This is a genomic window from Halorubrum amylolyticum (assembly GCF_004114995.1).
Taxonomy (GTDB): domain Archaea; phylum Halobacteriota; class Halobacteria; order Halobacteriales; family Haloferacaceae; genus Halorubrum; species Halorubrum amylolyticum.
On sequence record NZ_SDJP01000020.1, the window covers coordinates 13695 to 37840 of the forward strand.

Here is a 24146-nt window from a genome sequence, read left to right on the forward strand (position 1 = left end):
GTTCGTCAGCTATTCTCCCGCCGACCGCGACCCGTGAACGCCGCGCCGGCGACGATCACCGAGACGAGGGCGACCGCCGGACCGAACCCGGGCGCCCCGTCGGTCGAGATCGGACCATCGCTCTCGACCGCCACCGTCGTCGACGCCTCGTCGACCGGGCCGACGACGCTCACGGTCGCGTCCGCGGAGCCGACGCCCAGCGGCCCCCCGTCGCCGTCGACGGTTATCTCGCGTTCGATCGTCGCCTCCTCGCCGGCGTCCAGCCGCACCGGCGCGGTCGCGGCCGTCTCGCCGTCGATCCGAAACGCGATCTCCCCGCCCGCGGGCACGCTCGCGTCGTTGCCGACGGTCGCGGTCGCGACGATCGTTTCGCCCGCGGTGACGCGGTCGCGGTCGGTCGAGACGCTGCGGACGCGCGGCCGCGCGGGCTCGGAAACGGCGACGGTCAGACGTTCGCTCCCGATCCGGACCTCGTACTCCCCGGCGGAGTCGAAGTGGTGCTCGAAGCGCTCGACCGTCTCGGCGCCGGCGCCGAGCGTCCCCGACCGGTTCGCGACCGGCTCACCGTCGATCGAGAGCGACAGATCGTAGCCCCCGGTCGCGCCGCCGGTGTTGGACGCGACGATCTCCGCTTCGAGCGACTCCCCGACGACGAGTTCGACGCGGTCGCGGGCGACGGTCCGGTTCCGGTACTCCCCGGTCGCCCTGATCCCGTCGTGCGCGAGCTCGTACCCCACCTGCGCGGGGGTTTCGCCGAACGCCGCCGCGTGGGCGTCTCGGTCCCAGGTCTCGGCGGTCGCCCGCGTCGTCGTCAGACGTTCGGCGTCGGCGCGGATCTCGGCCGCGGTCGCGTCGTCCGCGCCCTCGGCGGCCGCCGCCTCGACCGCGTCGAGGACGTCCTCGTTGGTGACCGGCCCGTCGGCCTCGTTGAGGTCGCGGAGGACCGTCGCCAGCGACGCGGCGCCGTCGGTCGCGGCCCGGAGCCGGCGGTCGATCTCGCCGGCGACGAGCGCGCCCTTCGTGTAGTCGGCGTACCCCTCCCACGTGGTCGGGTCGGAGAGCACCGCCGAGGCGTCGGGCTCGCGCTCGCCGCGCGCCAGCGTGCGCTCGAACTCCTCGAAGCCGGCGGCGCCGCGGTCGAGCGCGAACAGCGCGGCGTAGTGGGTCGCGCTCGCCTCCGCGATCCATCGGGCGCTCGCCTCGGCGCGGTACGCCTGCCGGGTGTGGACGTACTCGTGAGTCCAGACGTCCGCGGCCGTGCCGACGGGCTCCCCGTCCCGGACCCACAGGTCCGCGTCGCCGATCTGGAGCCCGCGGACGCCCCACGACACCTCGCCCGTGGGGGCGGCGAACGCGACCACCTCCGCGTCGCGGGCGCCGAGCCGCAGCGCGGTCGACGCGCCCGCGAAGGCGTCGAACACCTCGTCCGGGGGCGCGACCGGGTCCGCGGCGTCGGGGACGATCAGCCGGTAGCGCTGGCCGGCGGCCTCGCGGACGTACTCTTCGTGCGGTCCGAGGAACGCCATCGACCGCGAGGCGACGCCCTCGCCGGCGACGACCGTTTCGCGGTCGAGCCGGACCTGTCCCTCGTACTGCCCGGTGTACGACCACGCGGCGGCGACGCGGGGGGTCCGGACGAGCGCCCACTCGCCCGCGTCGACGAAGCGGTAGGCGCCGGCGGTCGCGAGCGGCCCCTCCTCCTCGGCGGTGTCGTTCGCGTCGATCGCGTAGGAGAGCGAGGGATCGGCGGTCTCGCCGTCCCACTCCCAGACCGACCCGTCCGGTCCGGCGTCGTCGGCCCGGACGAACCCGTCGGCCTCGACGTCGGCGTCGGCAGCGCTGAGCAGCGTCACTTCGAGCTCCGTGACCCGGTCGGGGATCGCCGCTCGCGTCGTGACGCCGACCGTCCCGCGCTCGCCGGTCCGGGCCAGTTCGTTGCGCAACCGGATCGCGTCGGCGTCGTCTCCGGCGGTCTGTGCCGTCGGACCCGCGGCGGCGCTCCCCGAGCGCGACTCGACGGCGGGGTTCGTCTCGCCGGCGACGACTGCGCCCCCTCCGTGGTCCGCGCCGCCCGCGGCCGGAGCGACTCCGGCGACCGTCAGGGCGACGGTCAGGAGCGCGGCGACCGAGAGCGCGACGACGGCGGTCCGAACGCCAGTAGACGGCTCGCGCCGGCTCATGGATGTCGTACCGCCCGGGCGGGATATAGGACTGTCCGTGGGCGCGTTGACACGAATCCTGGGCGCGCTGACACGACCCGGGCGGCGTCGGGTCGAGTTCGTGACGCGGGTGGTCGAGGAAGGGGGAGGGAGCGTGTGACGGGTCCCTCCGTGCGACGGGTATCGGAGGGGAGCCTTAGTTATACGCTCCTTGAAGGTGCATCGGTCCCGACGCGGCGCCCCGTTCGCGACCCCGGTCCTCAGATCGCGCGGAGCCGCGTCGTCCAGAAGCCGCGGAACGCGTCGTCGAGCGCGTCCCGCGGCTTCCCGGTCGCGTCGGAGACGTCGGTGACGTCGGCGTGCTCCCTGACCTCACCGAGCACGCTACGCTCGCCGACGACGATCGTCCGGTCGACCGGGGGAGCGTCGGCGGGGTCGTCGTCGGTAGCGTCGGCGGTGGCATCGGCGGGGTCGTCGGCGGTGGCATCGGCGGTGGCGTCGCCCCCGTCTCGGTCGTCGAGGGCCGTCAGGGCCGCGGTCGCCTTCTTCAGGTGGTCGTCGATCTGTCTCTCGCGCCGGCGTTCGAACCGCCCCTGCGAGAAGCCGCCCTTCGAGTGGGCCTCCTTCACGTCGGAGGTGAACCCCTCGAACGCGACACGTTCGTCCCCCTCGTAGACGCCGAGCGCGAAGGTGTCGGACCGGACGAGCGCGAAGGCGAACCGCCCGGTCGGGCGGAACCACGATTCGTCGAGCCGGAACCGGTCGCCCCACCGGTCGAACGGCGCCGGCTCGATCGGGGACGTCAGCGCCGCGCTCACGGCGCCGGTGTCGTCGGCGAGGACGACCGCGGGGGCGGCCCGTCGGACGAGCCGGGTCCGGTCGCCGAACCACTCCGCGACGCTCGACGGCACCGCGTCCTCGTCCGGGACGAAGGCGGTGAGAAGCCCCTCGGGGTCGTCGCTCTCGACCGCCCGGAAGCGCCCGAGCGCGTCGGCCAGCCGCGGGCCGCGGAGGTCTCCGACGCGGCGGAACTCGACCGATTCCTCCTCGCCTTCGGTGCGATCGAGACGCTCCTCCAGCGACTCGATCCGGTGTTCGAGCTCGTTGACGCGCTCCTCGGCGCGTTGGCGGTCGGCGACCGCGTCCGAGCGGCGCTCCTCCTCGGCCTCGGCGCGGCGTTCGAGGTGGCGCTTCTCCTCTTCCAGCTCCTCGATCCGCTCCTTCAGCTCGGCGCGCCCGAGCAGCCTGTCGATCATACCCGAACGGCGACCCCCCGAGACCTAAAAGGTGCGTCTGCGGCGGTCCGCGCTACTCCCCGGTCTCGATCGGCGCGCCGACGAGGTTCCCCCATTCGGTCCACGAGCCGTCGTAGTTGCGGACGTCGTCGTAGCCGAGCAGCTCGTGCAGGAGGAACCACTCGATCGACGAGCGCTCGCCGACGCGGCAGTAGGCGATCGTCGACTCGTCGCCGTCGACGCCGGCGTCCGCGTACAGCTCGCGTAGCTCGTCGGCGCTCTTGAACGTCCCGTCCTCGTTCAGCGTGGTACCGATCGGGACGTTGCTCGCGCCGGGGATGTGGCCGCCGCGCTGGGCGGTCTCGTTGAGCCCCTCGGGGGCGATGACTTCACCGGAGAACTCCTCGGGGGAGCGGACGTCGACCATCGGGAGCCCCTCCTCGATGGCGTTGTCGATGTCGTCCTTGTAGGCGCGGACGCTCTCGAAGGGACCGCGGGCCTCGTACTCGCGCGGCGTGAAGTCGGGATCCTCGGTCGTGAGCGGGTAGTCGTTCTCGACCCAGTACCCCTTCCCGCCGTCGATCACGCGCACGTCGTTGTGGCCGTAGTACTTGTCGATCCAGTAGCCGAACAGCGCGAACCAGTTGGGGACGCGGCCGCCGCCGTACACCACGACCGTCGTGTCGGCCTCGATGCCGCCCTCGCCGTTTCGCTCGGCGAAGTTCTCCTTCGAGACGATGTCGCGCTCCGTCTCGTCGGTGAACACTTCGTCCCACTCGAAGTTCAGCGCGCCGGGGATGTGACCCTCCCCGTAGGGCGTGTACTCCGACTCGTCGGTGACGGTCGGATTGTTGATCTCGACGAGCCGGTACGCCGGGTCGTCGCTCTCGAACTTCTCGAGGTTCGATTCCACCCAGTCCGCCGTGACGAGTGCGTCTTCGGACATCGAATCGTGTTACGTGCCCGACCGTTTTTGAACCCCCGGTATTGGTGGTCCTTGCCGTGGTCTCGGACGCGCCGACAATACGCCGGAGCCGGCGGACCGGGATCGGCCGCGCTACCGGATCACCGTCACGGGAACGTCGGCCTTGTCCACGACGCTCTTCGCGACGCTGCCGACGACCTGTTCGCGCTCCTCCGAGAGGCCGCGGTGGCCGACGTAGATGGCGTCGACGGCCTGCTCGGCCGCGTAGTCCGTGATCGCGTCGGCGGGACGGCCGGTGAGCAGTTGGGTCTCCACGTCGATCGGCTCGTCGCCGACCGCCTCCTCGGCGATCGTGCGGGCGTTCTCCAAGACCCCCTGGCCCGCCTCCACGGCGGCCTCCTCGCCCGGGAGGATGATCGTCCCGTCGACCAACTCCGAGTCCGGCGTCAGCACGTGGGCGATCTCGAGCGTCTCGTAGAACGCGACCGCCTGTCGCGCGGCGTACCTGACGGCTTCGTCGCTCTCCGTCGACCCGTCGGTTGCAACGAGATAGCTCATACCCGGAGATGAGTCCGAGAGCCACATAACTCCTGTCCGGCGTTCCCGGGTCCTGAGTCTCCGGCCGTCGGTTCGCCCCGAACCGGAGGGGGTCGATCACCTCGAACCGGAGGGAGTCGATCGCCTCGAACCGGAGGCCGCCGGTCTGACCGCCGGGCACCGGTCGAGAGCCTTATCCGACGCGGCTGCTGTGGCGGCGGGCGTACCCCGATCCGGAGTAGGGAGGACCCGCCGCGTCCGAGAGTCAGCCGTCGAGCGAGCGCGCAACCAGCTCGCCCCACGGCTCGAAGCCGTGGCGGTCGTAGAAGGCCTTGGCGCGCTCGTTCGCGGGATCGACGTCGAGGACGATCCGGTCGAGCGGGAGGTCCTGATCGCCGGCGAGGGCGACGGCGGCGTCCATCAGGTCGTCGGCGACGCCGGTCCCGCGGTGCGCGGGAGCGACGTAGAGCTCGTTGATCACGGCGGCGTCCCAGACCATCGCGAGTCGCTCTGGGAGGACGAAGACGTAGCCGACGAGGTCCGCGTCGCTTTCGTCGCGCCCGTCGCTTTCGTCGCGCCCGTCGCTTTCGTCGCGCCCGTCGCTTTCGTCGCCTCCCTCGTCGTCGCTTTCGTCGCTTCCCCCGTCGACCGCGACCGTCACGCACCGCTCGTCGTCGGCGACGCAGCGGTCGACCCACGCGAGCCACCGCTCGCGGTAGTCGTCGGTGAGCTTCCCCTCGTAGGCGGCGGCCTTCTCCTCGCCGCCGGTCGACTCGCCGAGCCCGCGCTCGAAGGCGGTCTTCAGCCCGGACAGCGCGTCGGCGTCGGTCTCGGGGTCGTACGGGCGGAGGTCGGCGGTCATTCCTCGCCGTCGTGAGGGTGCCCGCCGTCCGCGCCGTCCGCGCCGTCCGCGCCGACCGCGACTGCTCCGTCCTCCCCTTCCAGCACGAACTCCATGAGCGTGGGGACGAACGTCCCGATGTCGGTGACCATCCCGACCGCCTGCGCCGAGCCGCGGTCGAGCAGTTGGGTGACGGTGGCGGGGTTGATGTCGACGCAGACGGTCTTCGTCGTCGAGGGGAGGCAGTTCCCGACCGCGACCGAGTGGAGCAGGGTCGCGAGCATCAACACGATGTCGGCCTCGTGGGCCTGCTCGCGGATGGCGTCCTGCGCCGCCACCGCGTCGGTGATCGTGTCCGGCAGGGGGCCGTCGTCGCGGATCGAGCCCGCGAGCACGGTGTCCACGTCGTTTTCGACGCACTGGTACATCACGCCTTCCGTGACGATCCCGTCCTCGACGGCGGCCTCGATCCCGCCCGCGCGGATGATCTCCGAGATGGTCCAGATGTGGTGTTTGTGGCCCTTCCGCGGGTGTTCGAGCGTCTCCACGTCCATCCCGAGCGAGGTGCCGTACAGCGAGCGCTCTAGGTCGTGGGTGGCGAAGCCGTTGCCGGCCGAGAGCGCGTCGACGTAGCCCGCCTCGACCAGCTCGGCGAGCGCGTCGCCCGCCCCCGAGTGGATCACGGCGGGGCCGGCGACGACCATCACGTTCCCGCCGGCCTCGGTCACCTCGCGGAGCTCCTCGGCGACCTCGCGGATCGTCGACTCCGAGGGGCGCTCGGAGGAGACGCCGCCCTGCATGAAGCCGAACGCGCCGCCGCCGCTGCGCGGGCGTTCGGGGGGTTTCACGCGGATGCCCGACTGGTCGGTCGCCACGAGATCCCCCTCTTCGACCGCGTTGAGCACCTTCGTGTACGCCCGGGGGGCGCCGTCGGGGCCGCCGTGGGGATCGACGATCAGCGCGCAGTCCATCTCGATCCGCTCGACCTCGATCCACTCGCCGTCGTACAGCACCTCGGTCGGGTGGTTCGTGGTGGAGTAGAAGTCCGGCGGGACGACCTTGTCGGCGGGCGTCGCCACGAGGTCCACGTCGGTCGGGTCCTCGAGCACCGCGCCGTTCTGGTGCAGCTCGTGGAGGATCGCCTGCAGCGTCTCCGGGTCGTCGGCCGAGACCGCCATCCGGCAATACGACTCCGCCTCCTCGTGGGTCCCCACGTCGAACTGCTCGACGTCGAAGGAGCCGCCGAGATCCATCACCGCGCCGAAACAGCGCTGCATCGTCCCGCTGTCGATGATGTGGCCCTCTATCTCGACGGTGCGTGAGTGGCTCATGGGTTACGCTTTCGCCCCGCGGAGAAACCGGTTTCCCATTCGGCGAACGTCGCGGGGTCCTCCTGTGCCGCGAATCAGGGGACCTCCTGCGCCGCGATTCGGGACTACAACAGTCCGAGCGCCATGAGGATCTGGTTGCCGAAGATCATCATGACCAGCCCGGCGAGCATGACGAGCCCGGAGGAGACCGTGATCGTCCGGACCGCGGCGTGGCGGTCGGAGACGGGGGTCCGGCTCACCACCGCCTCGGCGATCATCCGGAGGATGCGGCCGCCGTCGAGCGGGAACGCCGGCAGGCAGTTGAACAGCGCGAGCTGGATGTTGATCCACCCGGTCCAGAAGAGGAGGTTCGCGAGCAGGAACGTCCCGCCGCCGAGCGCGGCGAACGCGCCCTCGACCGCGTAGAAGTTGGTCACCTCGCCGGTGAACCCCGCGAAGTTGAACGGGAGCCCGAACAGGCTGCCGAGCGGGAGAATGAGCGAGGCGAACACCAGCCCGAGCGGGGAGTCCGTGAGCCCGCCGAGCACGAGCCCGTCGGTCGCGCCCTCGTCGCCGTCGCCGCCGAGCAGTTCGAGGTACGCGCCCGCCGGGTACTCCGAGACGCCGAAGTCGTCGAGCGCGAGCCCGCTGGAGCCGGGGAAGACGCTCACGCCGATGAACCCGCCGCCGCGGTTCGGGTGCGGGTCGAGTTCGGCGTCGTAGCTGACGCGCTCGTCGTCGGCGTCGTACGCGACGACCTCGGCGGTCGTGCCGGGCTCGCGCTCGCCGAGCACCGCCGAGAGCTCGTCGTTGTTCCGGACGCGTTCGCCGTCGACCGCGACGATCGTCATCGGCTCGCCGAGGGGAGCGCCCTCCGCGTGGAGGGGGCCGTCCTCCTGCACGCCGAGGGCGTACGCGCCGACGGGGATCTCGGCCGTCTCGGAGTCGACCGTGGCGTTGGCCGCGCCGTCTGCGTCGACGGTCACCGTCGCGCGCTCGGCGTCGCCGACGGCGTCGAGGAACCCCCGCTCGGTCGCCACGGGCTCGCCGTTGACCGAGGCGATCGCCACCGGCTCCGACTCGATCGTCACGCCGAGCGGGTTCCCGCCGGCGGAGCCGATCACCTGGAGTTCGCGGTCGACCTCGACGGTCCGCTCCCCATCGCCGGCGTCGGCGGTGACGCTCACCGTCTCCCCGGCGTCGGCGAGCGCGGCCTCGAACTCCTCGGCGGTGTCGACTGGCGCGCCGTCGACCGCGACCAGCCGGTCGCCGGACGCGATGCCGGCGGCCGCGGCCGGCGACTCGGGCGTCACCTCGCCGACGGCGTAGCCGGGGGCCGGCGCGATCGCGCCGACGACGGGGCCGAACAACAGCGCGAAGACGAGGACCGTGAGGACCGTGTTCGCGGTGACACCGGCGGCGAACATCCGGGCGCGGGCGCCGCGGGAGGCCTCCTGCGTCGCCTCCTCGTTCGGCTCGACGAAGGCGCCGACCGGGAGGAACGTGAAGAAGACGAGCCCCATCGACTCGATGTCGATCCCCTCGACCCGACACAGCAGGCCGTGTGCCCCCTCGTGGACGACCATCGCGATCGCGAGCCCGGCGACGATCTCGGGCGCGACCGAGAGCGGGAGGAAGTCGTTCACGCCGGGGATGATAAGGAAGTTCTGCGGCTGCTGGATCGCGGAGGGCTGGACGGTGCGGATCGCGGAGAGCGCCGACGAGAGGATGAGGACGAACGAGCCCACCATCGCGACCAAGGCGCCGCCGAGCCCGAGGTTCGCGACGGCCCGCCAGAGCCGCTTCGGCGCGGCGAGTCGGTCGAGGAAGACGCGGCCGCGGAGGGTTCTGAGGGTCAGTACCGGTCCGGAGACGCGGACGGACTCGGGGAGGACCCCGCGGTTCCGGAGCCACATCGCGGCCGCGGAGTACGCGAGGACCCCCGTGAGGACCCACAACAGCGCGTTCGCGGCGAACAGGTCCGTCAGGGCGTTCATGACCGACACGTCCGTGTCGGTCGGGTGTAAGCCGTTCGGTTATCGGAGCCGGTCGCCGTCGGTCGCCGCCGCTGTACCAGTCCCGAGAGAGGGCCGCGAACTCAACACCCAAGTACCCCCCGGTCCAACTGCCGGCCATGATGGCGCTCATCGACGTGGTCTCCCGGCTCGTCGGGGACGTGGGACGGTTCGTGGACCTGTTCGTGAACGGTCTGATCCTCGGGGCCGGCGACCCGGTGTCGGCGTTCCTCGTCGTCGTCGGTCAGGTCCTGCTCGTCGCCTCGGTGCTCGCGTTCGGCTACGCGACGGTCGGCGCCCTCTTCCAGGAGATCGGCGTGACGCTCCCCTCGCTCGGCGGTCGCGGTCCGGCCGAGTAGCGCGTCACGGTCCCGGCCCCTCTCAGTCGTCGTCCGCGCTCCCCGCCGGCGCTCCGGAGCGTTCCGCCTCGGAGCGCCCGGTCTCTGACGCGGTCGTGCGGTCGATGTCGCTCCCGCCGTCGTCGGGAACCTCGAACTCGTCGAGCGTCGCGAGCAGCTCGTCGGACTGGTCCGAGAGCGCGTGGACCCGGCGGGTGACCTCCGAGACCGTCGCGGTCTGTTCCTCGGCCGCGGCGGCAACGGTCTCCGCCTCGGTCGCGGTCTGTCGGCTGACCGAGGCGATGTCGTCGACCATGTCGACGACCTCCTGGGTCGTCCGGGCCTGATCGTCGGTCGCGTCGCTTATCTCCTGGACCGTCTCGTCGACGGTCGTCACGTCCTCGACGACCTCCTCGAACTCCCGCAGCGTCGACTCGATCGTGTCGACGCCGTCCGACACCTGCGACTCCATCTCGTCCACGTCCGCGGCGGTCTCCGCCGACGCCGCCTGCACCTCGTCGATGCGCCCGGAGATCGCCGCCGCCTCCTCGCGGGTCTCCTCGGCGAGCGCCTTCACCTCGTCGGCGACGACCGCGAACCCGTCGCCGGAGCCGTCGGCCCGCGCGGCCTCGATGGAGGCGTTCAGCGCGAGCAGGTTCGTCTCCTCGGCGATCCCGTCGATCACGGAGGCGATCTCGTCGATCTCGCCGATCCGATCGACGAGGTCCTCGACCGCAGTCGCCGTCTCGGCGATGCGGGCTTCGAGCGCCTCAAGCTCCTCGATCGCCTCGGCCGCCTCCTCGCGGCCGGTGCGCCCTCGCTCCGCCGCGTTCCGCGCGGTTGCGGCCGCGTCGTCGGCCGACGCCGCGATCTCCTCGACGGTCGCCGAGAGCGTGCTCATCTCGCCGGAGACCGACTCCAGCTCCTCCGTCTGCTCGACGGCGCCGTCGGAGATCTCCTGGACCGATCGCGCGACCTCCTCGCTGGCCTCGTCGACCTCGTCCATGCTCGCGCGCACGTCGTCGCTCGCGTCCGCGACCCCGCCCGTGAACGACGCGACCTCGCCGACCGTCCCGCCGAGCGTGGTCACGAGCCGGTTGTAGTTCTCGATGAGCTCGACGTACCGGTCCTCGTCGGTCGCCAGCGTCCCGTCGTCGATCGTCGCGGTCAGGTCGCCGTCCCGGGCGCGCCCCGCCGCGTCGCCGAAGGCGTCGACGAGCGACTCGAGCTCCGTCGTGTACGCTTCGAGGTTCGCGGCCATCTCGTCGAGCGAGTCGCCGAACCCGCCCGGCACGTCCTCGTCGAGTGCGGGATCGTCGAACTCCTGTGCCGCGAGCGCCTCCGCCTGCGCGGAGACGGCCCCGAGGTAGCGCTGGACCTCGGTGAACGAGTTCACGAGGCTCCCGATCTCGTCGGGCTGATCGCTGCCGGCCAGCCCGGTTCCGGAGCCGCCGTTCGCTCCGACCGCGTCGATGTCGCCAGCCGCGATCGCGTTGGCGCCGGTCTCTAGCTGTCTGATCGGGGCCACGAAGTCGCGGCGCACGATGAGAAGCGTGTTGTAGATCGCGACGACGGCGCCAAGAAACAGGACCCCGGAGACGACGTACAAGAGCCTCCCGGAGACCAGAAACTGCGCCAGAAAGATCCCGACGGTGGTGAGAAACTGGAGGCAGACGGCCGTGACGACCTTGCGCTCTATCGACTCGGTGATCCCCAAGCGATCCATCATTCCCCACAGGAGGGCCTCGTACCGCCCCCGAATCCCCGGGCGCGACTGTCGTGTCGTCGACATACGGGACACTCGACGCAAGCGACTTATGAAGCTCCCCCCTGAGTTATCAGGCGCGATTCTCGATTCTCGGGCGGCGAGAACGCGGCGGACGGTTTAAAAAATCCCGTCGACGGCCTCGGCCGCGAGGTCGACCGCGCCCTCCAGATCCGGGCCGAGCGGCGAGCCGATCACGAGTCCGTCGGCGTGCTCGGCGACGGCGGCGGCGCGCTCGCGAACGGTCTCGGGGGTGCCCGCCATGCAGAACGCGTCGATCATCTCCGGGGTCACGCGCTCGAAGGCCGCGGAGAACTCGCCGGCCGAGACGCGGTCGCCGATATCGCCGGCGGCGTCGGGATCGATGCCGTGGCGTTTCAGGACGGGCGGGGCCGCACCGCCGGCGATGAACGCGACCGGCGGGCGGGCGGCCTCGCGGGCGGCCGCCTCGTCCTCGGCGATCGAGACCGCAGCGTACGCGATCAGATCGAAGTCGCCGCGGTGATCGGGGCGATCCGCGAGCCCGTCGTCGACCTGTTCGCGGGCCCACGCGAGGTCCTTCGGGTGCGACCCGTTGTACAGCAGGCCGTCGGCGTGTTTCGCGGCCATCCGGCACATGTGCGGCCCCTCGCCGCCGACGTGGACCGGAATCGACCCGCCCTGCGGCGGCTCGTAGTTGAGCCCGGCCTCGGTGGCGTCGAAGGTCCCCTCGCGGTCGACGCGCTCGCCGGCCCACAGCTTCTGGGCGGTCTTGAACGCTTCCAGCACGGGCCGGAGCCCGCGCTCGTCTTCGAGCCCGAGGTTCCGGAGCGTCGAGGGGTCACCCGGACCGAGCCCGAAGACGGCGCGGCCCCCCGACAGCTCGTCGAGTGTGGCGACCTTCGAGGCGAGCGTCACGGGGTGGGTCTCGGAGGGGTTAGCGACGCCCGGCCCGAGCCGGACCGACTCCGTGGCGGTCGCGAGCTGCGAGAGGAACGCCCACGGGTCGCGGTTGTTGTAGTGACACGTCGAGTAGACGGCGTCGTAGCCGGCGTCCTCGGCGCGGACGCCGAGGTCGACGAGGCGAGACGGGTCGTGTTCGGGGGTGAGTTCGATGCCGAGCATGGTTATTCGTCGAATGTCCACTGTCGGAGGGCTTGCCGCACGAAGTCGCCCTCGACCGCGCGGAAGTGGTTGTCCGAGCCGTCGTGGTCGCCGAACGCCCAGTCGCGGACGACGACGACCGGGGTGCCGCCGGCGCCCTCGCCGGCGACGAGGTTCGCCGCCGACGCGAGTTCGTCGATCACGTTCTGGACGGTGACGCCCATCTCGCGGCCGTCGCGGTCGCGTTCGCCGCGCCAGTCGCGGCTGGCCGGCAGCCCGGCCCACCCGATCGCGACCCCGCGCTGGCCGTGTCTGAAGGGGCGCCCGCAGGTGTCGCTGACGACCACGCGGTCGGCCGCGAGCCCCTCGCGGATCTGCTCCGCGCTCTCGGAGGGGTGCTCCGGGAGCAACAACAGGTCGCCGTCGGGGACGTTCGACCGGTCGATCCCGGCGTTGACGCCGATGTGGCCGAAGCGGGTCGCGGTGAGGAGGAACGGGGCCTCCATGATCAGCTCCGTCGACTCCTCGATGACGGCCTGCGCGAAGCGCGGGTCCTTCTCCTCGCCGGAGATCCCCGCGAGCCGATCGGCCACCTCTTCCGCTCGCGGGCTCGCCGGGAAGTCCGAGAGGTCGGCGGTGCGCCCCTCGGCCTTGGAGACGACGGTGCTGGCGACGACGACCACGTCGTCCGCGCGGAGGTCGACGCGCTCGCCGATCATGGCCGCCAGATCGTCTCCTTCCCGGATCTCCGGCAGGTCCGGGACGGCGAACAGCTCCATACACGCACCTGCGTGGCGATGAGGAAAAACCCCGCCGGTACCGGGCCGGTTTGACGGTATCGGGCTGTAGGAATGGGGTAGTGGGTTCGGCACAGTTGGCATCGACGATCGCTTATAAAGACCGGTGCGGTGGCGCGTGCCGGTGAGCGCCGCACCGCGGCGCGAGCCGCACGCGCGAGGGATGTCGCGAACGCCCGCAGGGCGTGAGCGACGAGGCTGGGGAGGCGTGAGGTGCTGTGCGGAGCGGTGCGGGGTGGGACTCAAAGGGGCAGCCGCGAGGCCGGGGCAGGCGATGCAAGCACTACAGGGAGCGAGCAACGCGAGCGACCGAAGCGCGCAGCGAGCGTGCCCCGGCCTCGCGGCTGGGGCTTTGGAGGCGTTCGTCGTCGATCCGTCCTCAATCGTTTATAACCGAGCGGCTGGGACAGTAGAGGGATCCACCGCCGCTCCGCACGGCTTATCACCGACACCGCCAATCTCGTACCGTGGACCTGCACGTCCGGTACGAGGGCGACGACGACCCCGACAAGTGCACGGCGCGGAAGCTCGCGCGGTTCGACCTCGCGGAGCTCCACCGCTCCGACCGCGCCACGCCCTACGGCGTCGTGCTCAATCCCCACGCCGAGCGCGCGCTTTCGCCCGCGGACGCCGACGACGCGACGGAGAACGCCCTGGTCGCGCTCGACTGCTCGTGGGAGTCGGCCGGTGAGAAGATGTTCAGCCTCCCGGGCGAGCACCGCGCGCTCCCGTATCTGGTCGCCGCCAACCCCGTGAACTTCGGGCGCCCGATGCAACTCACCACCGTCGAGGCGTTCGCGGCCGCGCTCGCGATCCTCGGCGAGCCCGACCACGCCGGGCGGATCATGGCGAAGTTCACGTGGGGCGAGACGTTTCTCGAACTCAACGAGGAGCCGCTTCGGCGGTACGCCGACTGCGAGGACTCCGCCGAGGTCGTCGCGATCCAACAGGAGTACCTCGACCGGGAGTGAGCGCGATACAGCGACGACGACCCGGCTCGCCGAACGCGAGCGCGACAAGCCTTTTGGGCGAATCGGCCCTACTCGACAACGATGGTATCCACAGGCGACGCCGCACCCACGTTCACCGCGACGGTCGGCACGAGCGACCACGAACCGTTCGACCTCGACGACCACGTCGGCGACGGGCCGGTCGTGCTCGCCTTCTTCCCGGGCGCGTTCACGCCCCCGTGCACGAACGAGATGGTGGCGTTCCAGGAGCGCGCCGCCGAGTTCGATGACGCAGGCGCAACGCTGTTCGGCGTCAGCGCCGACTCCCCGTTTTCGCAGGGCGCGTTCCGCGAGGCACACGGGATCGAGTTCGACCTCGTGAGCGACATGGCCGGCGACGCGATCCGGGCGTACGGGCTGGAGATAGATATCGCCGATCTGGGCCTCCACGGGATCGCGAACCGCGCCGTGTTCGTGATCGACGACGACGGCGAGATCGTCTACGACTGGGTCGCCGACGACCCGACGAACGAGCCGGACTACGACGCCGTCCTCGACGCGGTCGAAAGCGCGTAGGACGCGATTGGCTGGGGAATAGTGGCTTCGGGCGATTCTTCATTCGATCGGGTAGAAACGGTTGGCAGTAGATCGACGGTGAGAACTTCTAAAGCCCCAGCCGAGCGCGGCTGCCCCTTTGAGTCCCACCCCGACCGCACCGCAACCGCAGCCTCACGCCTCCCCAGCCTCGCGGCTCACGGCTCGCGGCTTCGCCGCTCGCGTTCGCCGCGTCCCTCGCACGCGCTCCTCGCGCCCGGCGGGCGCTCGGAGGCGCGCGCCGACAGCAGGTCACACTCGGTCACACTCACTAATCGGTCTGCCCCGGATCGAAAAAGCGACCTCAGTCCCCGAGCACGCCGCCGATAGCGCCCGCGAGCGCCGAGTCGATCGCGAACAGGAACGTCACGAACAGCCCGACGACCAGCACGCCGGCACCGCCGAGCAGACTGCCGACGGGGCCGCCGATGAGCCCCACGAGCCCGCCGAACGCAACCAGCAGGAGGGTGACGACGATCCCGCTCACCGATCCCGCGAGCAGGCCGTGCCACGTCCCCGAAAGCAGTCCGCCGCCGGCGACGTATCCCGCGACGAATCCCCCGAGCAGGCCCGCACCGATGTGCCCGACGACCGGGACGAACGTCGCGAGCAGTCCCGCGATCAGCATCACGACGAATCCGTAGCCGACGGCGCGCCAGTCGGTCATACCTCCCGTATCCGGCCGAGAAGTAAATACTCGCCGCCGCATCCGTTCACATCGCTGTTACCCGGACGCCGGGGGCAGAGCCGCCGGGGGCAGAGCCGCCGCCGGCCATTTCCCGGTCGGCGCGGCGGCCGGAATTTAAGCCGCCACCGGTCCAACGCGCCCCCATGTCCTCCGAGTCCGGCGCGTCGATCGACGGGAGACAGTCGCCGAGGGACCGAGAGCGCGACGCGGGCTCCGAGGTCGGTCCCGACATGGTCCCCAACTCCGGTCCCGACATGGCCCCCATCGAGTGGGGACCGGTCCGCTTCGAGCGCCTGCGGTCGCTGGCGCTCGGCGCGAGCGTGACCGTGGGCGGGCCCGTGCTCGCGGCGCTGCTGTTCGTCGCCGTCGGCGTCGCCGCCTCGCTGCTCGGGGGCAGCGCCTCGCTGTTCGGCGGCGGCGGACCGCCGACGTCGACGTGGGCGCTGCTCGTCCTCCTCTTCGTCGGCGGCCCGATGTCGCTGTTCTACTGGCTCGTGGCGTACGACCGGACCTCCCCGGAGCGCCGCCGCGAACTCCTGTCGCAGTTCGGCGACTACACCTTCGACCCCTCGCAGTTCCGGCTCGGCTGGACCGTCGCCGGGGCGGGCGCCGTGCTCGCCGTCGTGGCGGCGGCGATCGGCCCCGGCCCCTTCCCGACTGCGCCGTCGCTGTTCTCCGGGTTCGCCCCGCTGCTCGTCTCGCTCATCGCATTTCTCCCGATGCTCGCGGGGTCACGGGGGACCGACGTGCGGCTCGATCCTGCCGCCGAGATGATCGAGCGGACCGACCGGAGCCACGACCGGACGCGCGCGGACGACCTCGGGTCCGTGGTTCGAACGCGCCGGATCGACCTCCCGTGGACGACCGTGTTCCTGCTCGCGTACCGGGGGAACGCGTGGTACCGCTCGACCCCGTGGCTGTTCGTCCCGACCGACCTCGCCGACGAGGTCGAGCGGGGGCTGGACGCGGCGCTCGCGCGGAGCGACGGGCCGGACCGGGCCAGCGTCCCGGAACGGGTCATCCTCGCGATCGTGGGCTCCGCTTCGCTCGTCGTCGGGCTCGCGATGGCGCTCGCGGCCGGCGAGCCGGCGGCCGGCGCGCTGTTGACGCTCCTGACGGCGCCGTTCAGCGTCCTCTTTCTCGCGCTCGCGGCCCGGCTGTGACGCGGCGGGCGGGCTCGTGACCGCCGACCACCGGCTCCCCGACACCGGACGTGCCACCCCCTACCACGCGACTCATATAGTCGGGACTCGTAGGTCCGCCCATGGACCGACAGCGTCTGGAGAAGGCCCTCGAGGCGGAGTTCGGCGGGACCGAGGCCGAGCGGCGGGCGGTCGCCCGGGCGGCCCGCGACCTCGCCGACTCGGGGCGACCCTCCCGAGACCGCGGGCACGCCCTCACCGTGCCCGGCGTGATCGACCACCTCGAAGACGCGCCCGACGGCTCCTCGATCGTCGAGCGCTGGAACTGGTGGCTGGGTGCGCTCGACGCCGCCTACGGCGGCTACGACTACTTCACCGTGCGGTTCGTCGAGGGCGACGAGGAGGCGGGGCTCCGGCGGTAGCCCGGATCGGCAGCGAAAGATCGCTCCCGCTTCGGGACATTCCCGGAGTCACGCCCCAACGCTTCCACTTTCACTTTCACTCCGCGGATGGCTCGCTTATAGGGGCGTTCCGGCCCTCGGTGGCGGTATGAGCGCGACGAGCCGCGATCGACCCCGATACGCGACGCCGACCCGCGTCGACGTTACCGACTGCCGGACGGATCGGATCGCCGACCGCGCACGGATGAACCGCGTGCAGGACAGCGAGGTCCACCTCGAACGTCGCGGGGGGCGGACGTTCCTCGTGACGACGCCCGCAGAGTGAGGGACGACCCGAGGATCGAGTCGGGCGACCTCCCCGATCAGTCGTCCGCGGCGACCTGATCGCGGGCGGTTCCGCCGTCGGACAGCAGGCTGTCGAGCCCGATGTCCAGCACCTCGTTCGTCCGCGCCACCGACTCCTCCCGGGGAACGTCGGTCGCCAGCGTGCGGACCGCGTCGACGTTCTCGGGCACCACGTCGGCCTCCTGGTGGACGTTCTGGAACAGGTACAGGTCCCGCCCCTCGACGCTTATCGACTCCTCCCAGACGCAGTTCTCCCAGAGGTCGCCGCGGGGGCGTCCGAGGTCGGACGCGTAGTCCTTCAGGGTCCCGGCGCCGTCGATGCCGGCGCGTTCGGGGATCAGGAACAGCCGCGTCTCGCCGCGGAGCAGTTCCCGGACCGCCGACGTGGTCGGCTTCCCTTCGAGCGTGACGTTGACGCTGTGGGTGTGCATGCCCGTGACCGGCGCCTTCAGCGCGGCCGTGTCGACGTTGATCTCGGGCAGGATCGCGTTCACGTCGGGACCGTGGTGGGAGGGGACCGTCGCCGGGTCCGGCACCACGTCGTTTATCGGCCCGCGGTCGGTCTCGCTCGGGTCGCCGCCCCGGCGGACGAGGGTCACCCGGGCCTTCTCGATGCCGTACGCCTCGTCGAGCGGGGCGAGCAGCCGCGAGAGCCCGGTCGTGTTACAGGAGACGACGCGGAGCGAGTCGGCGTCGCGGATCTCCCCGCTCGCGCGGGCGTTGAAGGAGCCGTCCGCGATCGCGGCGTCCTCGCCGCCCTGGTAGACCGCGGGCGTGTCGTGAGCCTCGTAGGTCGGGCGGTTGCGCTCGCCGATCCCGGCGGGCGCGCAGTCGACGATCACGTCGACCGCGTCGAGCAGGTCGCCGAGGGTCCCGACGATCACGATGCCCGCGTCCTCGAACGCGGCGGCCCGGTCGTCGATCGCTGCGTAGAGGTCGTATCCGCGGCGGAGCGCGGCCTCGGCGCCGTAGTCCGGGCTCGCCTTCGTCACGCCGACGAGCTCCATGTCGGGCTGGGCCGCGACCGCGTCCGCGACGCGTTTCCCGATCGTCCCGTACCCGTTGATACCCACGCGTATCATGGATCACGGTCGCTCGGGGAACAGCATAATGTTTTCGAGTGATGCAATAAGAAATTAACTACGCCGAGAGTAATCGGTCGGTAAATTCGCGCGCCGCGAAGGTGAAACTGAATTTCGAAACGGAGTAAATCAGTCGTCGATGGGAAGGACTAACGCCCGCCGTCGCCGATCGGCGGACATGTCGAGCGAACTCGCGGAAGCCGCCGAGACCGCCGTCGAGCAGTGCCTGCGCGTCGCGCCGGACGAGTCCGTGGTCGTCGTCACCGACGACAGACGCGAACGCATCGGCGAGGCGCTCTACGAGGCCGCGAGCGCGGTCACCGACGACGCGACGCTCCTCCGGTACCCGCCGGCCGACCAGCACGGGACCGAGCCGCCCGCGCCGGTCGCGGCCGCGATGGCCGAGAGCGACGCCTTCCTCGCGCCGACGACGAAGAGCCTGAGCCACACCCGCGCCCGCGGGAGCGCCTGCGAGGCCGGGGCGCGCGGCGCGACCCTCCCCGGGATCACGGAGGACGTGTTCACCACCGGGCTCGACGCCGACTACGCCGCGATCGACGCCGCGTGCGACGACGTGCTCGCGCAGGTCGCCGACGCCGACGAGATTCGGGTGACCTCGCCCGCGGGCACCGACATCGCGTTCGGGATCGGCGACCGCGAGTGGCTCGCCGACACCGGATTGGTCCGCGAGCCCGGCGGCTTCTCGAACCTGCCGGCCGGCGAGGTGTTCATCGCACCCGAGACCGCGACCGGCACCTACGTCGTCGACGGGACGATGATGCCCCACGGGCTGCTCGGCGAGGACCAACGCCTCACCTTCGAGGTCGAGGACGGACTCGTCACGTCCGTCGGCGACGACGCGGTCCGCGAAGAGCTCGAAGCCGCCGCGGAGTCGGTCGGCGACGCCGCGTACAACCTCGCGGAGCTGGGGATCGGGACCAACGTCGGCGTCGACGAGCTGGTCGGCTCCGTCCTCTTAGACGAGAAGGCGGGCGGCACGGTCCACATCGCGATCGGCGACGACGCCGGGATCGGCGGGGAAACCGACGCCCCGATCCACCTCGACGGAATCCTCCGGAACCCGACGGTCTACGTCGACGGCGACGAGATCGAACTGCCGGGCGCGTAGAGGGTGGGAGTCGGACCGAAGACAGGTTTTGCATTTATAAGTGATCGAGGCGGTGGCGCGCCCCGGTGAGCGGCCGATAGGCCGCGAACCGCCGGCGTGAGGGAGTCGCGAGCGGAGCGAGCGACGAGGCTGGGGAGGCGTGAGGTGCGGTTGCGGTGCTGTACGGGTGGGACTCATAGGGGCAGTCGCCGGCGGCGGAGCCGCCGGCTGGGGCTTGGCGGTGTTCACCGCCGATCCGCTGTCAACTATTTATGGTCATCACACCACGACCGCGAGCGCGACGCCCGCGATCCCCCGCACGCCGACGACCTGGTGGCGCCAGCCGTCGCCGGCGTCGACGCAGAGGGTGCCGGCATCGGTGACCGCGACCGACACGCCGGGGCCGTAACCGAGCGCGACCGGCTCCTCGTCGACCGGGAGCTCCGCCGCGGTCCACGCCTCGTCGTCCCACCCGTCACCGTCGCTCGCGTGGACGAACAGGTCGCCGTCGACGACCGCCATCGCGTGACCGTCGCCGTCGGCGGCGACCGCGCTCGCGTCGCCCTCCAGCGCCGTCATCCAGCCGTTTCCCAGCCAGTAGACCCCCGCTCCGGTCGCCGCGAGGGGCATCCCGGCCCCCGCCGCGTCGCGGGCGTCGTCGAGGCCGACCGCTGCGAGAGCCGGCGCCACACCCGCGCTGCCGCCCTCGGTGACCCGGTGGACGCCGTCGCCGGCGGCGACGAGGGGGCCGTCGATCGCGCGCGGCTCCGACACGGCTCCGATCGAGATCGCCGTCGGATCGGAGCCCTCGTCACCGACCTCGATACGGTGGATCTCGCCGTCCCCGCCCGCGACGAGGAACGCGCCGTCGTGGACGCCGATGGCGGCGAGCGCCTCGGAGTCGACCGGATCGGCGTCGACGGGCTCGAACGCGAGGTCGTCGCCGACGGGGGCGACCCGAAATCCGTCGGGGGTCGCGACACCGAGCAGGTCCGGAGCGCCTCGCCGCGGGAGGACCGCCGCGTCGCGGGCGGGATCGCGCGCGACCATGTCGAACGCGCCGATCTTGTCGGCCGAGAGCGCCACGCGAACGACGCCGCTCTCGGTGGGGACGTACGCGTCGGTGCGGCCCGCCGTCCCGGCGTACACGCGCTTCTCCTCGATCGAGATGTCGTCTTCGGCGGGTGCCATTGCCGGGCGTTCGGCCGGAGGTCTCATAAGCCCCGCGCGGCGCGGCGGGGGCGGGTGGACGCCGGCCGCCGGTCGCCAGTTCCGATGCCCATTAGGTCGCCGACCGCGAAGGGCCGATCGTGCAATCGGTCGTCGCCGAGCTCGTCGCCCTGCTCGCCGAGGTGGCCCCGCGGCTCGCGCGCATCGCGGCGTTCATCGCGGTCGGCGTCTTCGCCGCCAACGTCGCGGTCGCGTTCGGGCTGATCCGGTACGTCGCCGGGCTCGCCGGGTGGCTCACCCGGCCCGCGAACCTCCCCGACGAGGTCGGCACCGCGATCCTCACGACCGCGGCGTCGACCACGGCGGGGTACGCCACGCTCGCCGAGTACCGCGAGTCGGGACTGCTCGACGACCGGGCGACGCTGGTCGCCGTGACCATCAACACGTTCTTCGGGTTCGTCCAGCACGTGTTCACCTACTACGTCCCCGTGATGATCCCGATCTTGGGGGTCGAAACGGGGACCGTCTACGTCTCCGCACGCGCCGGGATCGCGCTGGCGATCACCGTCACGGGCGTGCTCGCGGGCGGGGTCCTGCTGTCCGAGCGCAACGTCGACCGGAGCGCGCTCGCCGAGGTCGACGCGAGCGGTCCCGACGCCGACGATCGAACGAGCCGGGAGCGCGTCCGCGAGGCCGGCGCGAAGTCGTGGTCCACCCTGCGCCGGATCGTCCCGCGGCTCGCGGTCGTGTACACCCTCGTGATCGGGCTCGTCACCAACGTCGACGTGGCGGCGCTAACGAGCGTCGCCGAACCGATCACGGGTGTCCTCGGGCTCCCCGGCGCCGCGGTCCCCGTGATCGCCGTCTACACCCTCGACACGACCGCCGGCGCCGTGACGCTCGCCGGCACTGCCGAGGGCATCTTCACGGTCCGGACCGCGGTCGCGAGCCTGCTCATCGGCGGTATCCTCTCCTTCGCCGTCTCCACGTTCCGGCGCTCGATCCCCTTCCAGTACGGGATCTGGGGCGCCGAGTTCGGGACGAAGGTGATCGCCGTCAACACCGCGCTGAAGCTCGTCTTCATCTCACTCACGGTCGGGCTGTTGCTCGCGCCGGTGTGGTGACACATGCGGTCGGCGCGCGCCTCCGAGCGCCCTGATAAGGGCGCGAGGAGCGCGTGCGAGGTCGTCGGGCTTCGCCCGACTGCCAGAGGGACCGTCGGTCCCTCGCTGGCTGGGGCTTTGGCGGTGTTCACCGTCGATCTGTCGAGAACCGTTTATAAGTGACCGTCGTGGCATCGCTGATAGTCGCGATCGAACCGCCGACGACCAGCTAGAACCAGAACCGACGTACGAAAATCGGGAGCTAATAGACCGTATCCTCGACGACCGGTAGATAACGATTCAAAAACTACATCGCAAAAACCGAAAACTCGTCGACCGCTAGAGGTCGAAGCGGTCGAGCGTCATGACCTTGCTCCACGCGTCGGCGAAGTCCTGCACGAACTTCTCCTCGCCGTCGGCGGCGCCGTAGATCTCGGAGACGGCGCGGAGACGGGAGTTCGAACCGAAGATGAGATCGAACCGCGTCGCCGTCCAGTCGACCTCGCCGCTCTCGCGGTCGCGGAGCTCGAAGACCTCCTCGTCCTCGTCGACGGGCTCCCAGTCGCGGTCGGAGTCGAGCAGGTTGACGAAGAAGTCGTTCGTCAGCGTCTCCGGCTCGTCGGTGAACACGCCGCGGTCGGAGCCGTCGTAGTTCGCGTCGAGGACGCGGAGACCGCCGACCAGCACCGTCAGCTCGGGGACGGTCAGCTTCAGCAGCTCGGCTTTGTCGACCAGCTCCTCCTCCGGCTCGTGGGGCAGGTCGTCACCGAGATAGTTGCGGAAGCCGTCGGCGTCCGGTTTGAGCGCCTCGAAGGACTCCTCGTCCGTCTGCTCCTGCGTGGCGTCGACGCGACCCGGTTCGAACGAGATGTCGACGTCGTGGCCGGCGGCCGCGGCGGCCTGCTCGACCGCGAGGTTACCGCCGAGGACGATGAGGTCCGCGAGCGACACGCGGGTGTCGTCGTCGCGCAGCTCGTTGAATTCGGCCTGAATCCCCTCGTAGGTCTCCAGCACGGACGCCAGCTCTTCGGAGTCGTTGACCTCCCAGCTCCGCTGGGGTTCGAGGCGGAGCCGCGCGCCGTTCGCGCCGCCGCGCTTGTCGCTGTAGCGGAACGTGGAGGCGGACGCCCATGCGGTCTTGACTCGCTCGGAGATCGAGAGGTCGAACTCGGTGATCAGCTCTTCGAGCTCGGCGACCTCCGCGTCGCCGACGATGTCGTAGTCGGCGTCGGGAAGCGGGTCCTGCCAGAGCATCGTCTCCTCCGGGACCTCGGGACCGAGGAACCGTTCCGGCGGACCCATGTCGCGGTGGATGAGCTTGTACCACGCTCGTGCGAACGACTCCTGAAACCCGTCTGGGTCGTCGCGGAACTCCTCTAAGACCGCCCGGAAGTCGTCGTCGTGTTTCAGCGCCACGTCCGTCGTGAGCATCATCACGTCCTCCTTGTCGGAGGGGTCCTGCACGCCGGGGGCGGCGTCGTCGAGCTCGTCGTTCTTCGTGGTCCACTGCCACGCGCCGCCCGGACCCTTCTCCGGCTCCCACTCGTAGCTGAGCAGGTTGTTGACGTAGCTCAGGTCCCACGCGGTCGGCGTGGCGTTCCACGGCCCTTCGATCCCGCTGGTGATCGTGTCGGGGCCTTTCCCCTCGCCGAACTCGTTGTCCCAACCGAGTCCCTGCAGGTCGATCGGAGCGTCCTCGGGCTCCGGGCCGAGGTTGTCGCCGGAGTCGGCGCCGTGGACCTTCCCGAAGGTGTGCCCGCCGGCGATAAGCGCGACCGTCTCCTTGTCGTCCATCGCCATGTGGCTGAACGTGTCGCGGATGTTCTCCGCGGACCCGTCTAGATCGGGCTCGCCGTTCGGCCCCTCGGGGTTCACATAGATGAGGCCCATGACGGTGTTACCGAGCACGTCGTCGAGGCGTCCGTCCTCCTCGAAGCGCTCCGCCGAGGTCGACTCCCACTCGTCTTCGGGGCCCCAGTCGACGGCGTCGTCGGGCTTGAAGTCGTCCTCGCGCCCGCCGGCGAAGCCGAACGTCTCGAAGCCCATGGATTCGAGGGCGACGTTCCCGGTCAGAACGATCAGGTCCGCCCACGAGAGCTTGCGGCCGTACTTCTGTTTAACCGGCCAGAGCAGTCGCCGCGCCTTGTCGAGGTTGACGTTGTCCGGCCAGCTGTTGAGCGGCGGGAGTCGCTGCCGCCCGCCGGAGGCGCCGCCGCGGCCGTCGTGGGTCCGGTACGTCCCGGCGCTGTGCCACGCCATCCGGATGAAAAGCGGCCCGTAGTGGCCGTAGTCGGCCGGCCACCAGTCCTGCGAGGTCGTCATTACCTCCTCGATGTCCTCTTTCACCGCCTCGAGGTCGAGCTCCTCGAACGCCTCCGCGTAATCGAACTCCTCGTCGATCGGCCCGGAGGTGCCCGCGTGCTCGTCGAGGATCTCTAGGTCCAGCTGGTTCGGCCACCAATCGGTGTTGTCTCTTGGCATTATGATTGAAGTTCCGTGGGTAGTTCGTTCGCAACCGCACCGAAAGCGTCTGCACGGGGACTTCGCCCGCCGAAAAC

General features: G+C 70.9%; 22 protein-coding genes. 8 read left to right on the plus strand and 14 right to left on the minus strand.

Annotated features, from left to right (window positions below; translation table 11 throughout):
• Nucleotides 1-5: 5 nt before the first annotated feature.
• From ESO89_RS13010 to ESO89_RS13040, 7 genes are all read right to left on the minus strand, one after another.
• The gene (locus ESO89_RS13010; RefSeq protein WP_128905908.1) at nucleotides 6-2180 is read right to left on the minus strand and encodes a hypothetical protein; all 2175 of its coding nucleotides are present in this window, start codon (nucleotides 2178-2180) and stop codon (nucleotides 6-8) included.
• Nucleotides 2181-2419: 239 nt separating this feature from the next.
• Nucleotides 2420-3415: a Vms1/Ankzf1 family peptidyl-tRNA hydrolase gene (locus tag ESO89_RS13015; protein WP_128905909.1), complete on the minus strand. Its 996-nt coding sequence runs from the start codon at nucleotides 3413-3415 to the stop codon at nucleotides 2420-2422.
• A 52-nt stretch (nucleotides 3416-3467) separates the two neighbouring features.
• Nucleotides 3468-4340 carry a sulfurtransferase gene (locus tag ESO89_RS13020; protein WP_128905910.1) on the minus strand — a complete coding sequence of 291 codons (873 nt, stop codon included), beginning with the start codon at nucleotides 4338-4340 and terminating at the stop codon, nucleotides 3468-3470.
• A 111-nt stretch (nucleotides 4341-4451) separates the two neighbouring features.
• A complete protein-coding gene (locus tag ESO89_RS13025) occupies nucleotides 4452-4877 on the minus strand; it encodes a universal stress protein (protein ID WP_128905911.1) in 426 nt (141 codons plus the stop codon).
• Between the two features lie 244 nt (nucleotides 4878-5121).
• Nucleotides 5122-5718: a GNAT family N-acetyltransferase gene (locus tag ESO89_RS13030; RefSeq protein ID WP_128905912.1), complete on the minus strand. Its 597-nt coding sequence runs from the start codon at nucleotides 5716-5718 to the stop codon at nucleotides 5122-5124.
• Nucleotides 5715-7028, minus strand: a complete 1314-nt coding sequence (locus tag ESO89_RS13035; protein ID WP_128905913.1) for an ornithine cyclodeaminase — start codon at nucleotides 7026-7028, stop codon at nucleotides 5715-5717. Before ESO89_RS13035 ends, ESO89_RS13030 begins: the two co-directional genes overlap by 4 nt.
• Nucleotides 7029-7132: 104 nt before the next feature.
• Nucleotides 7133-9004: a site-2 protease family protein gene (locus ESO89_RS13040; protein ID WP_128905914.1), complete on the minus strand. Its 1872-nt coding sequence runs from the start codon at nucleotides 9002-9004 to the stop codon at nucleotides 7133-7135.
• Nucleotides 9005-9141: 137 nt separating this feature from the next.
• On the opposite strand from ESO89_RS13040, the gene ESO89_RS13045 reads away from it, so the two are divergent.
• The gene (locus tag ESO89_RS13045) at nucleotides 9142-9381 is read left to right on the plus strand and encodes a hypothetical protein (protein ID WP_128905915.1); all 240 of its coding nucleotides are present in this window, start codon (nucleotides 9142-9144) and stop codon (nucleotides 9379-9381) included.
• Nucleotides 9382-9403: 22 nt separating this feature from the next.
• Here the strand turns inward: ESO89_RS13045 and ESO89_RS13050 are convergent, their stop codons facing one another.
• From ESO89_RS13050 to ESO89_RS13060, 3 genes are all read right to left on the minus strand, one after another.
• Nucleotides 9404-11086, minus strand: a complete 1683-nt coding sequence (locus ESO89_RS13050) for a HAMP domain-containing methyl-accepting chemotaxis protein (protein WP_128905953.1) — start codon at nucleotides 11084-11086, stop codon at nucleotides 9404-9406.
• Between the two features lie 159 nt (nucleotides 11087-11245).
• Complete coding sequence (locus ESO89_RS13055) at nucleotides 11246-12229, minus strand: 5,10-methylenetetrahydromethanopterin reductase (protein ID WP_128905916.1); 984 nt, start codon at nucleotides 12227-12229, stop codon at nucleotides 11246-11248.
• A gap of 2 nt (nucleotides 12230-12231) precedes the next feature.
• Complete coding sequence (locus ESO89_RS13060; protein WP_128905917.1) at nucleotides 12232-12987, minus strand: coenzyme F420-0:L-glutamate ligase; 756 nt, start codon at nucleotides 12985-12987, stop codon at nucleotides 12232-12234.
• A gap of 485 nt (nucleotides 12988-13472) precedes the next feature.
• Between ESO89_RS13060 and ESO89_RS13065 the strand changes: the two genes are divergently transcribed.
• The gene (locus tag ESO89_RS13065; RefSeq protein WP_128905918.1) at nucleotides 13473-13976 is read left to right on the plus strand and encodes a DUF367 family protein; all 504 of its coding nucleotides are present in this window, start codon (nucleotides 13473-13475) and stop codon (nucleotides 13974-13976) included.
• 81 nt (nucleotides 13977-14057) lie between these two features.
• The gene (locus ESO89_RS13070; RefSeq protein ID WP_128905919.1) at nucleotides 14058-14531 is read left to right on the plus strand and encodes a redoxin domain-containing protein; all 474 of its coding nucleotides are present in this window, start codon (nucleotides 14058-14060) and stop codon (nucleotides 14529-14531) included.
• Nucleotides 14532-14853: 322 nt separating this feature from the next.
• Here the strand turns inward: ESO89_RS13070 and ESO89_RS13075 are convergent, their stop codons facing one another.
• The gene (locus tag ESO89_RS13075; protein ID WP_128905920.1) at nucleotides 14854-15216 is read right to left on the minus strand and encodes a DUF5518 domain-containing protein; all 363 of its coding nucleotides are present in this window, start codon (nucleotides 15214-15216) and stop codon (nucleotides 14854-14856) included.
• Nucleotides 15217-15380: 164 nt separating this feature from the next.
• Between ESO89_RS13075 and ESO89_RS13080 the strand changes: the two genes are divergently transcribed.
• The 3 genes from ESO89_RS13080 (at nucleotide 15381) to ESO89_RS18590 (ending at nucleotide 17105) form a co-directional block, all read left to right on the plus strand.
• The gene (locus ESO89_RS13080; RefSeq protein ID WP_128905921.1) at nucleotides 15381-16400 is read left to right on the plus strand and encodes a hypothetical protein; all 1020 of its coding nucleotides are present in this window, start codon (nucleotides 15381-15383) and stop codon (nucleotides 16398-16400) included.
• A 101-nt stretch (nucleotides 16401-16501) separates the two neighbouring features.
• A complete protein-coding gene (locus tag ESO89_RS13085) occupies nucleotides 16502-16801 on the plus strand; it encodes a hypothetical protein (protein ID WP_128905922.1) in 300 nt (99 codons plus the stop codon).
• 127 nt (nucleotides 16802-16928) lie between these two features.
• On the plus strand, nucleotides 16929-17105 hold the full coding sequence (locus ESO89_RS18590; RefSeq protein WP_164932798.1) for a hypothetical protein: 177 nt from the start codon (nucleotides 16929-16931) through the stop codon (nucleotides 17103-17105).
• Nucleotides 17106-17142: 37 nt separating this feature from the next.
• Here ESO89_RS18590 and ESO89_RS13090 read toward each other — a convergent pair whose 3' ends face one another.
• Nucleotides 17143-18207 (minus strand): type II glyceraldehyde-3-phosphate dehydrogenase, encoded by a 1065-nt coding sequence (locus tag ESO89_RS13090; RefSeq protein ID WP_128905923.1) that lies wholly within the window; start codon nucleotides 18205-18207, stop codon nucleotides 17143-17145.
• A gap of 178 nt (nucleotides 18208-18385) precedes the next feature.
• Here ESO89_RS13090 and ESO89_RS13095 point away from each other — a divergent pair, with 178 nt between their 5' ends.
• Entirely contained in the window at nucleotides 18386-19336 is a 951-nt protein-coding gene (locus ESO89_RS13095) for an aminopeptidase (RefSeq protein ID WP_128905924.1), read from the plus strand.
• Nucleotides 19337-19594: 258 nt separating this feature from the next.
• Here the strand turns inward: ESO89_RS13095 and ESO89_RS13100 are convergent, their stop codons facing one another.
• Nucleotides 19595-20506 carry an HVO_0234 family beta-propeller protein gene (locus ESO89_RS13100; protein ID WP_128905925.1) on the minus strand — a complete coding sequence of 304 codons (912 nt, stop codon included), beginning with the start codon at nucleotides 20504-20506 and terminating at the stop codon, nucleotides 19595-19597.
• Nucleotides 20507-20625: 119 nt separating this feature from the next.
• Here ESO89_RS13100 and ESO89_RS13105 point away from each other — a divergent pair, with 119 nt between their 5' ends.
• On the plus strand, nucleotides 20626-21609 hold the full coding sequence (locus ESO89_RS13105) for a nucleoside recognition protein (protein WP_128905926.1): 984 nt from the start codon (nucleotides 20626-20628) through the stop codon (nucleotides 21607-21609).
• Nucleotides 21610-21927: 318 nt separating this feature from the next.
• Here the strand turns inward: ESO89_RS13105 and katG are convergent, their stop codons facing one another.
• The gene (gene katG / locus ESO89_RS13110; protein WP_128905927.1) at nucleotides 21928-24069 is read right to left on the minus strand and encodes a catalase/peroxidase HPI; all 2142 of its coding nucleotides are present in this window, start codon (nucleotides 24067-24069) and stop codon (nucleotides 21928-21930) included.
• Nucleotides 24070-24146: the final 77 nt, after the last annotated feature.

Excerpts from the sequence above, each read along its gene's own strand:
- ESO89_RS13045 (WP_128905915.1), top strand. The coding sequence starts at position 9,142 with ATGATGGCGCTCATCGACGTGGTCTCCCGGCTCGTCGGGGACGTGGGA.
- ESO89_RS13080 (WP_128905921.1), top strand. The coding sequence starts at position 15,381 with ATGTCCTCCGAGTCCGGCGCGTCGATCGACGGGAGACAGTCGCCGAGG.
- ESO89_RS13060 (WP_128905917.1), bottom strand. The coding sequence starts at position 12,987 with ATGGAGCTGTTCGCCGTCCCGGACCTGCCGGAGATCCGGGAAGGAGAC.
- ESO89_RS13070 (WP_128905919.1), top strand. The coding sequence starts at position 14,058 with ATGGTATCCACAGGCGACGCCGCACCCACGTTCACCGCGACGGTCGGC.
- ESO89_RS13015 (WP_128905909.1), bottom strand. The coding sequence starts at position 3,415 with ATGATCGACAGGCTGCTCGGGCGCGCCGAGCTGAAGGAGCGGATCGAG.
- ESO89_RS13095 (WP_128905924.1), top strand. The coding sequence starts at position 18,386 with ATGTCGAGCGAACTCGCGGAAGCCGCCGAGACCGCCGTCGAGCAGTGC.
- ESO89_RS18590 (WP_164932798.1), top strand. The coding sequence starts at position 16,929 with ATGAGCGCGACGAGCCGCGATCGACCCCGATACGCGACGCCGACCCGC.
- ESO89_RS13085 (WP_128905922.1), top strand. The coding sequence starts at position 16,502 with ATGGACCGACAGCGTCTGGAGAAGGCCCTCGAGGCGGAGTTCGGCGGG.
- ESO89_RS13075 (WP_128905920.1), bottom strand. The coding sequence starts at position 15,216 with ATGACCGACTGGCGCGCCGTCGGCTACGGATTCGTCGTGATGCTGATC.
- ESO89_RS13010 (WP_128905908.1), bottom strand. The coding sequence starts at position 2,180 with ATGAGCCGGCGCGAGCCGTCTACTGGCGTTCGGACCGCCGTCGTCGCG.
- ESO89_RS13050 (WP_128905953.1), bottom strand. The coding sequence starts at position 11,086 with ATGGATCGCTTGGGGATCACCGAGTCGATAGAGCGCAAGGTCGTCACG.
- ESO89_RS13030 (WP_128905912.1), bottom strand. The coding sequence starts at position 5,718 with ATGACCGCCGACCTCCGCCCGTACGACCCCGAGACCGACGCCGACGCG.
- ESO89_RS13035 (WP_128905913.1), bottom strand. The coding sequence starts at position 7,028 with ATGAGCCACTCACGCACCGTCGAGATAGAGGGCCACATCATCGACAGC.
- ESO89_RS13100 (WP_128905925.1), bottom strand. The coding sequence starts at position 20,506 with ATGGCACCCGCCGAAGACGACATCTCGATCGAGGAGAAGCGCGTGTAC.
- katG (WP_128905927.1), bottom strand. The coding sequence starts at position 24,069 with ATGCCAAGAGACAACACCGATTGGTGGCCGAACCAGCTGGACCTAGAG.
- ESO89_RS13090 (WP_128905923.1), bottom strand. The coding sequence starts at position 18,207 with ATGATACGCGTGGGTATCAACGGGTACGGGACGATCGGGAAACGCGTC.
- ESO89_RS13040 (WP_128905914.1), bottom strand. The coding sequence starts at position 9,004 with ATGAACGCCCTGACGGACCTGTTCGCCGCGAACGCGCTGTTGTGGGTC.
- ESO89_RS13055 (WP_128905916.1), bottom strand. The coding sequence starts at position 12,229 with ATGCTCGGCATCGAACTCACCCCCGAACACGACCCGTCTCGCCTCGTC.
- ESO89_RS13025 (WP_128905911.1), bottom strand. The coding sequence starts at position 4,877 with ATGAGCTATCTCGTTGCAACCGACGGGTCGACGGAGAGCGACGAAGCC.
- ESO89_RS13020 (WP_128905910.1), bottom strand. The coding sequence starts at position 4,340 with ATGTCCGAAGACGCACTCGTCACGGCGGACTGGGTGGAATCGAACCTC.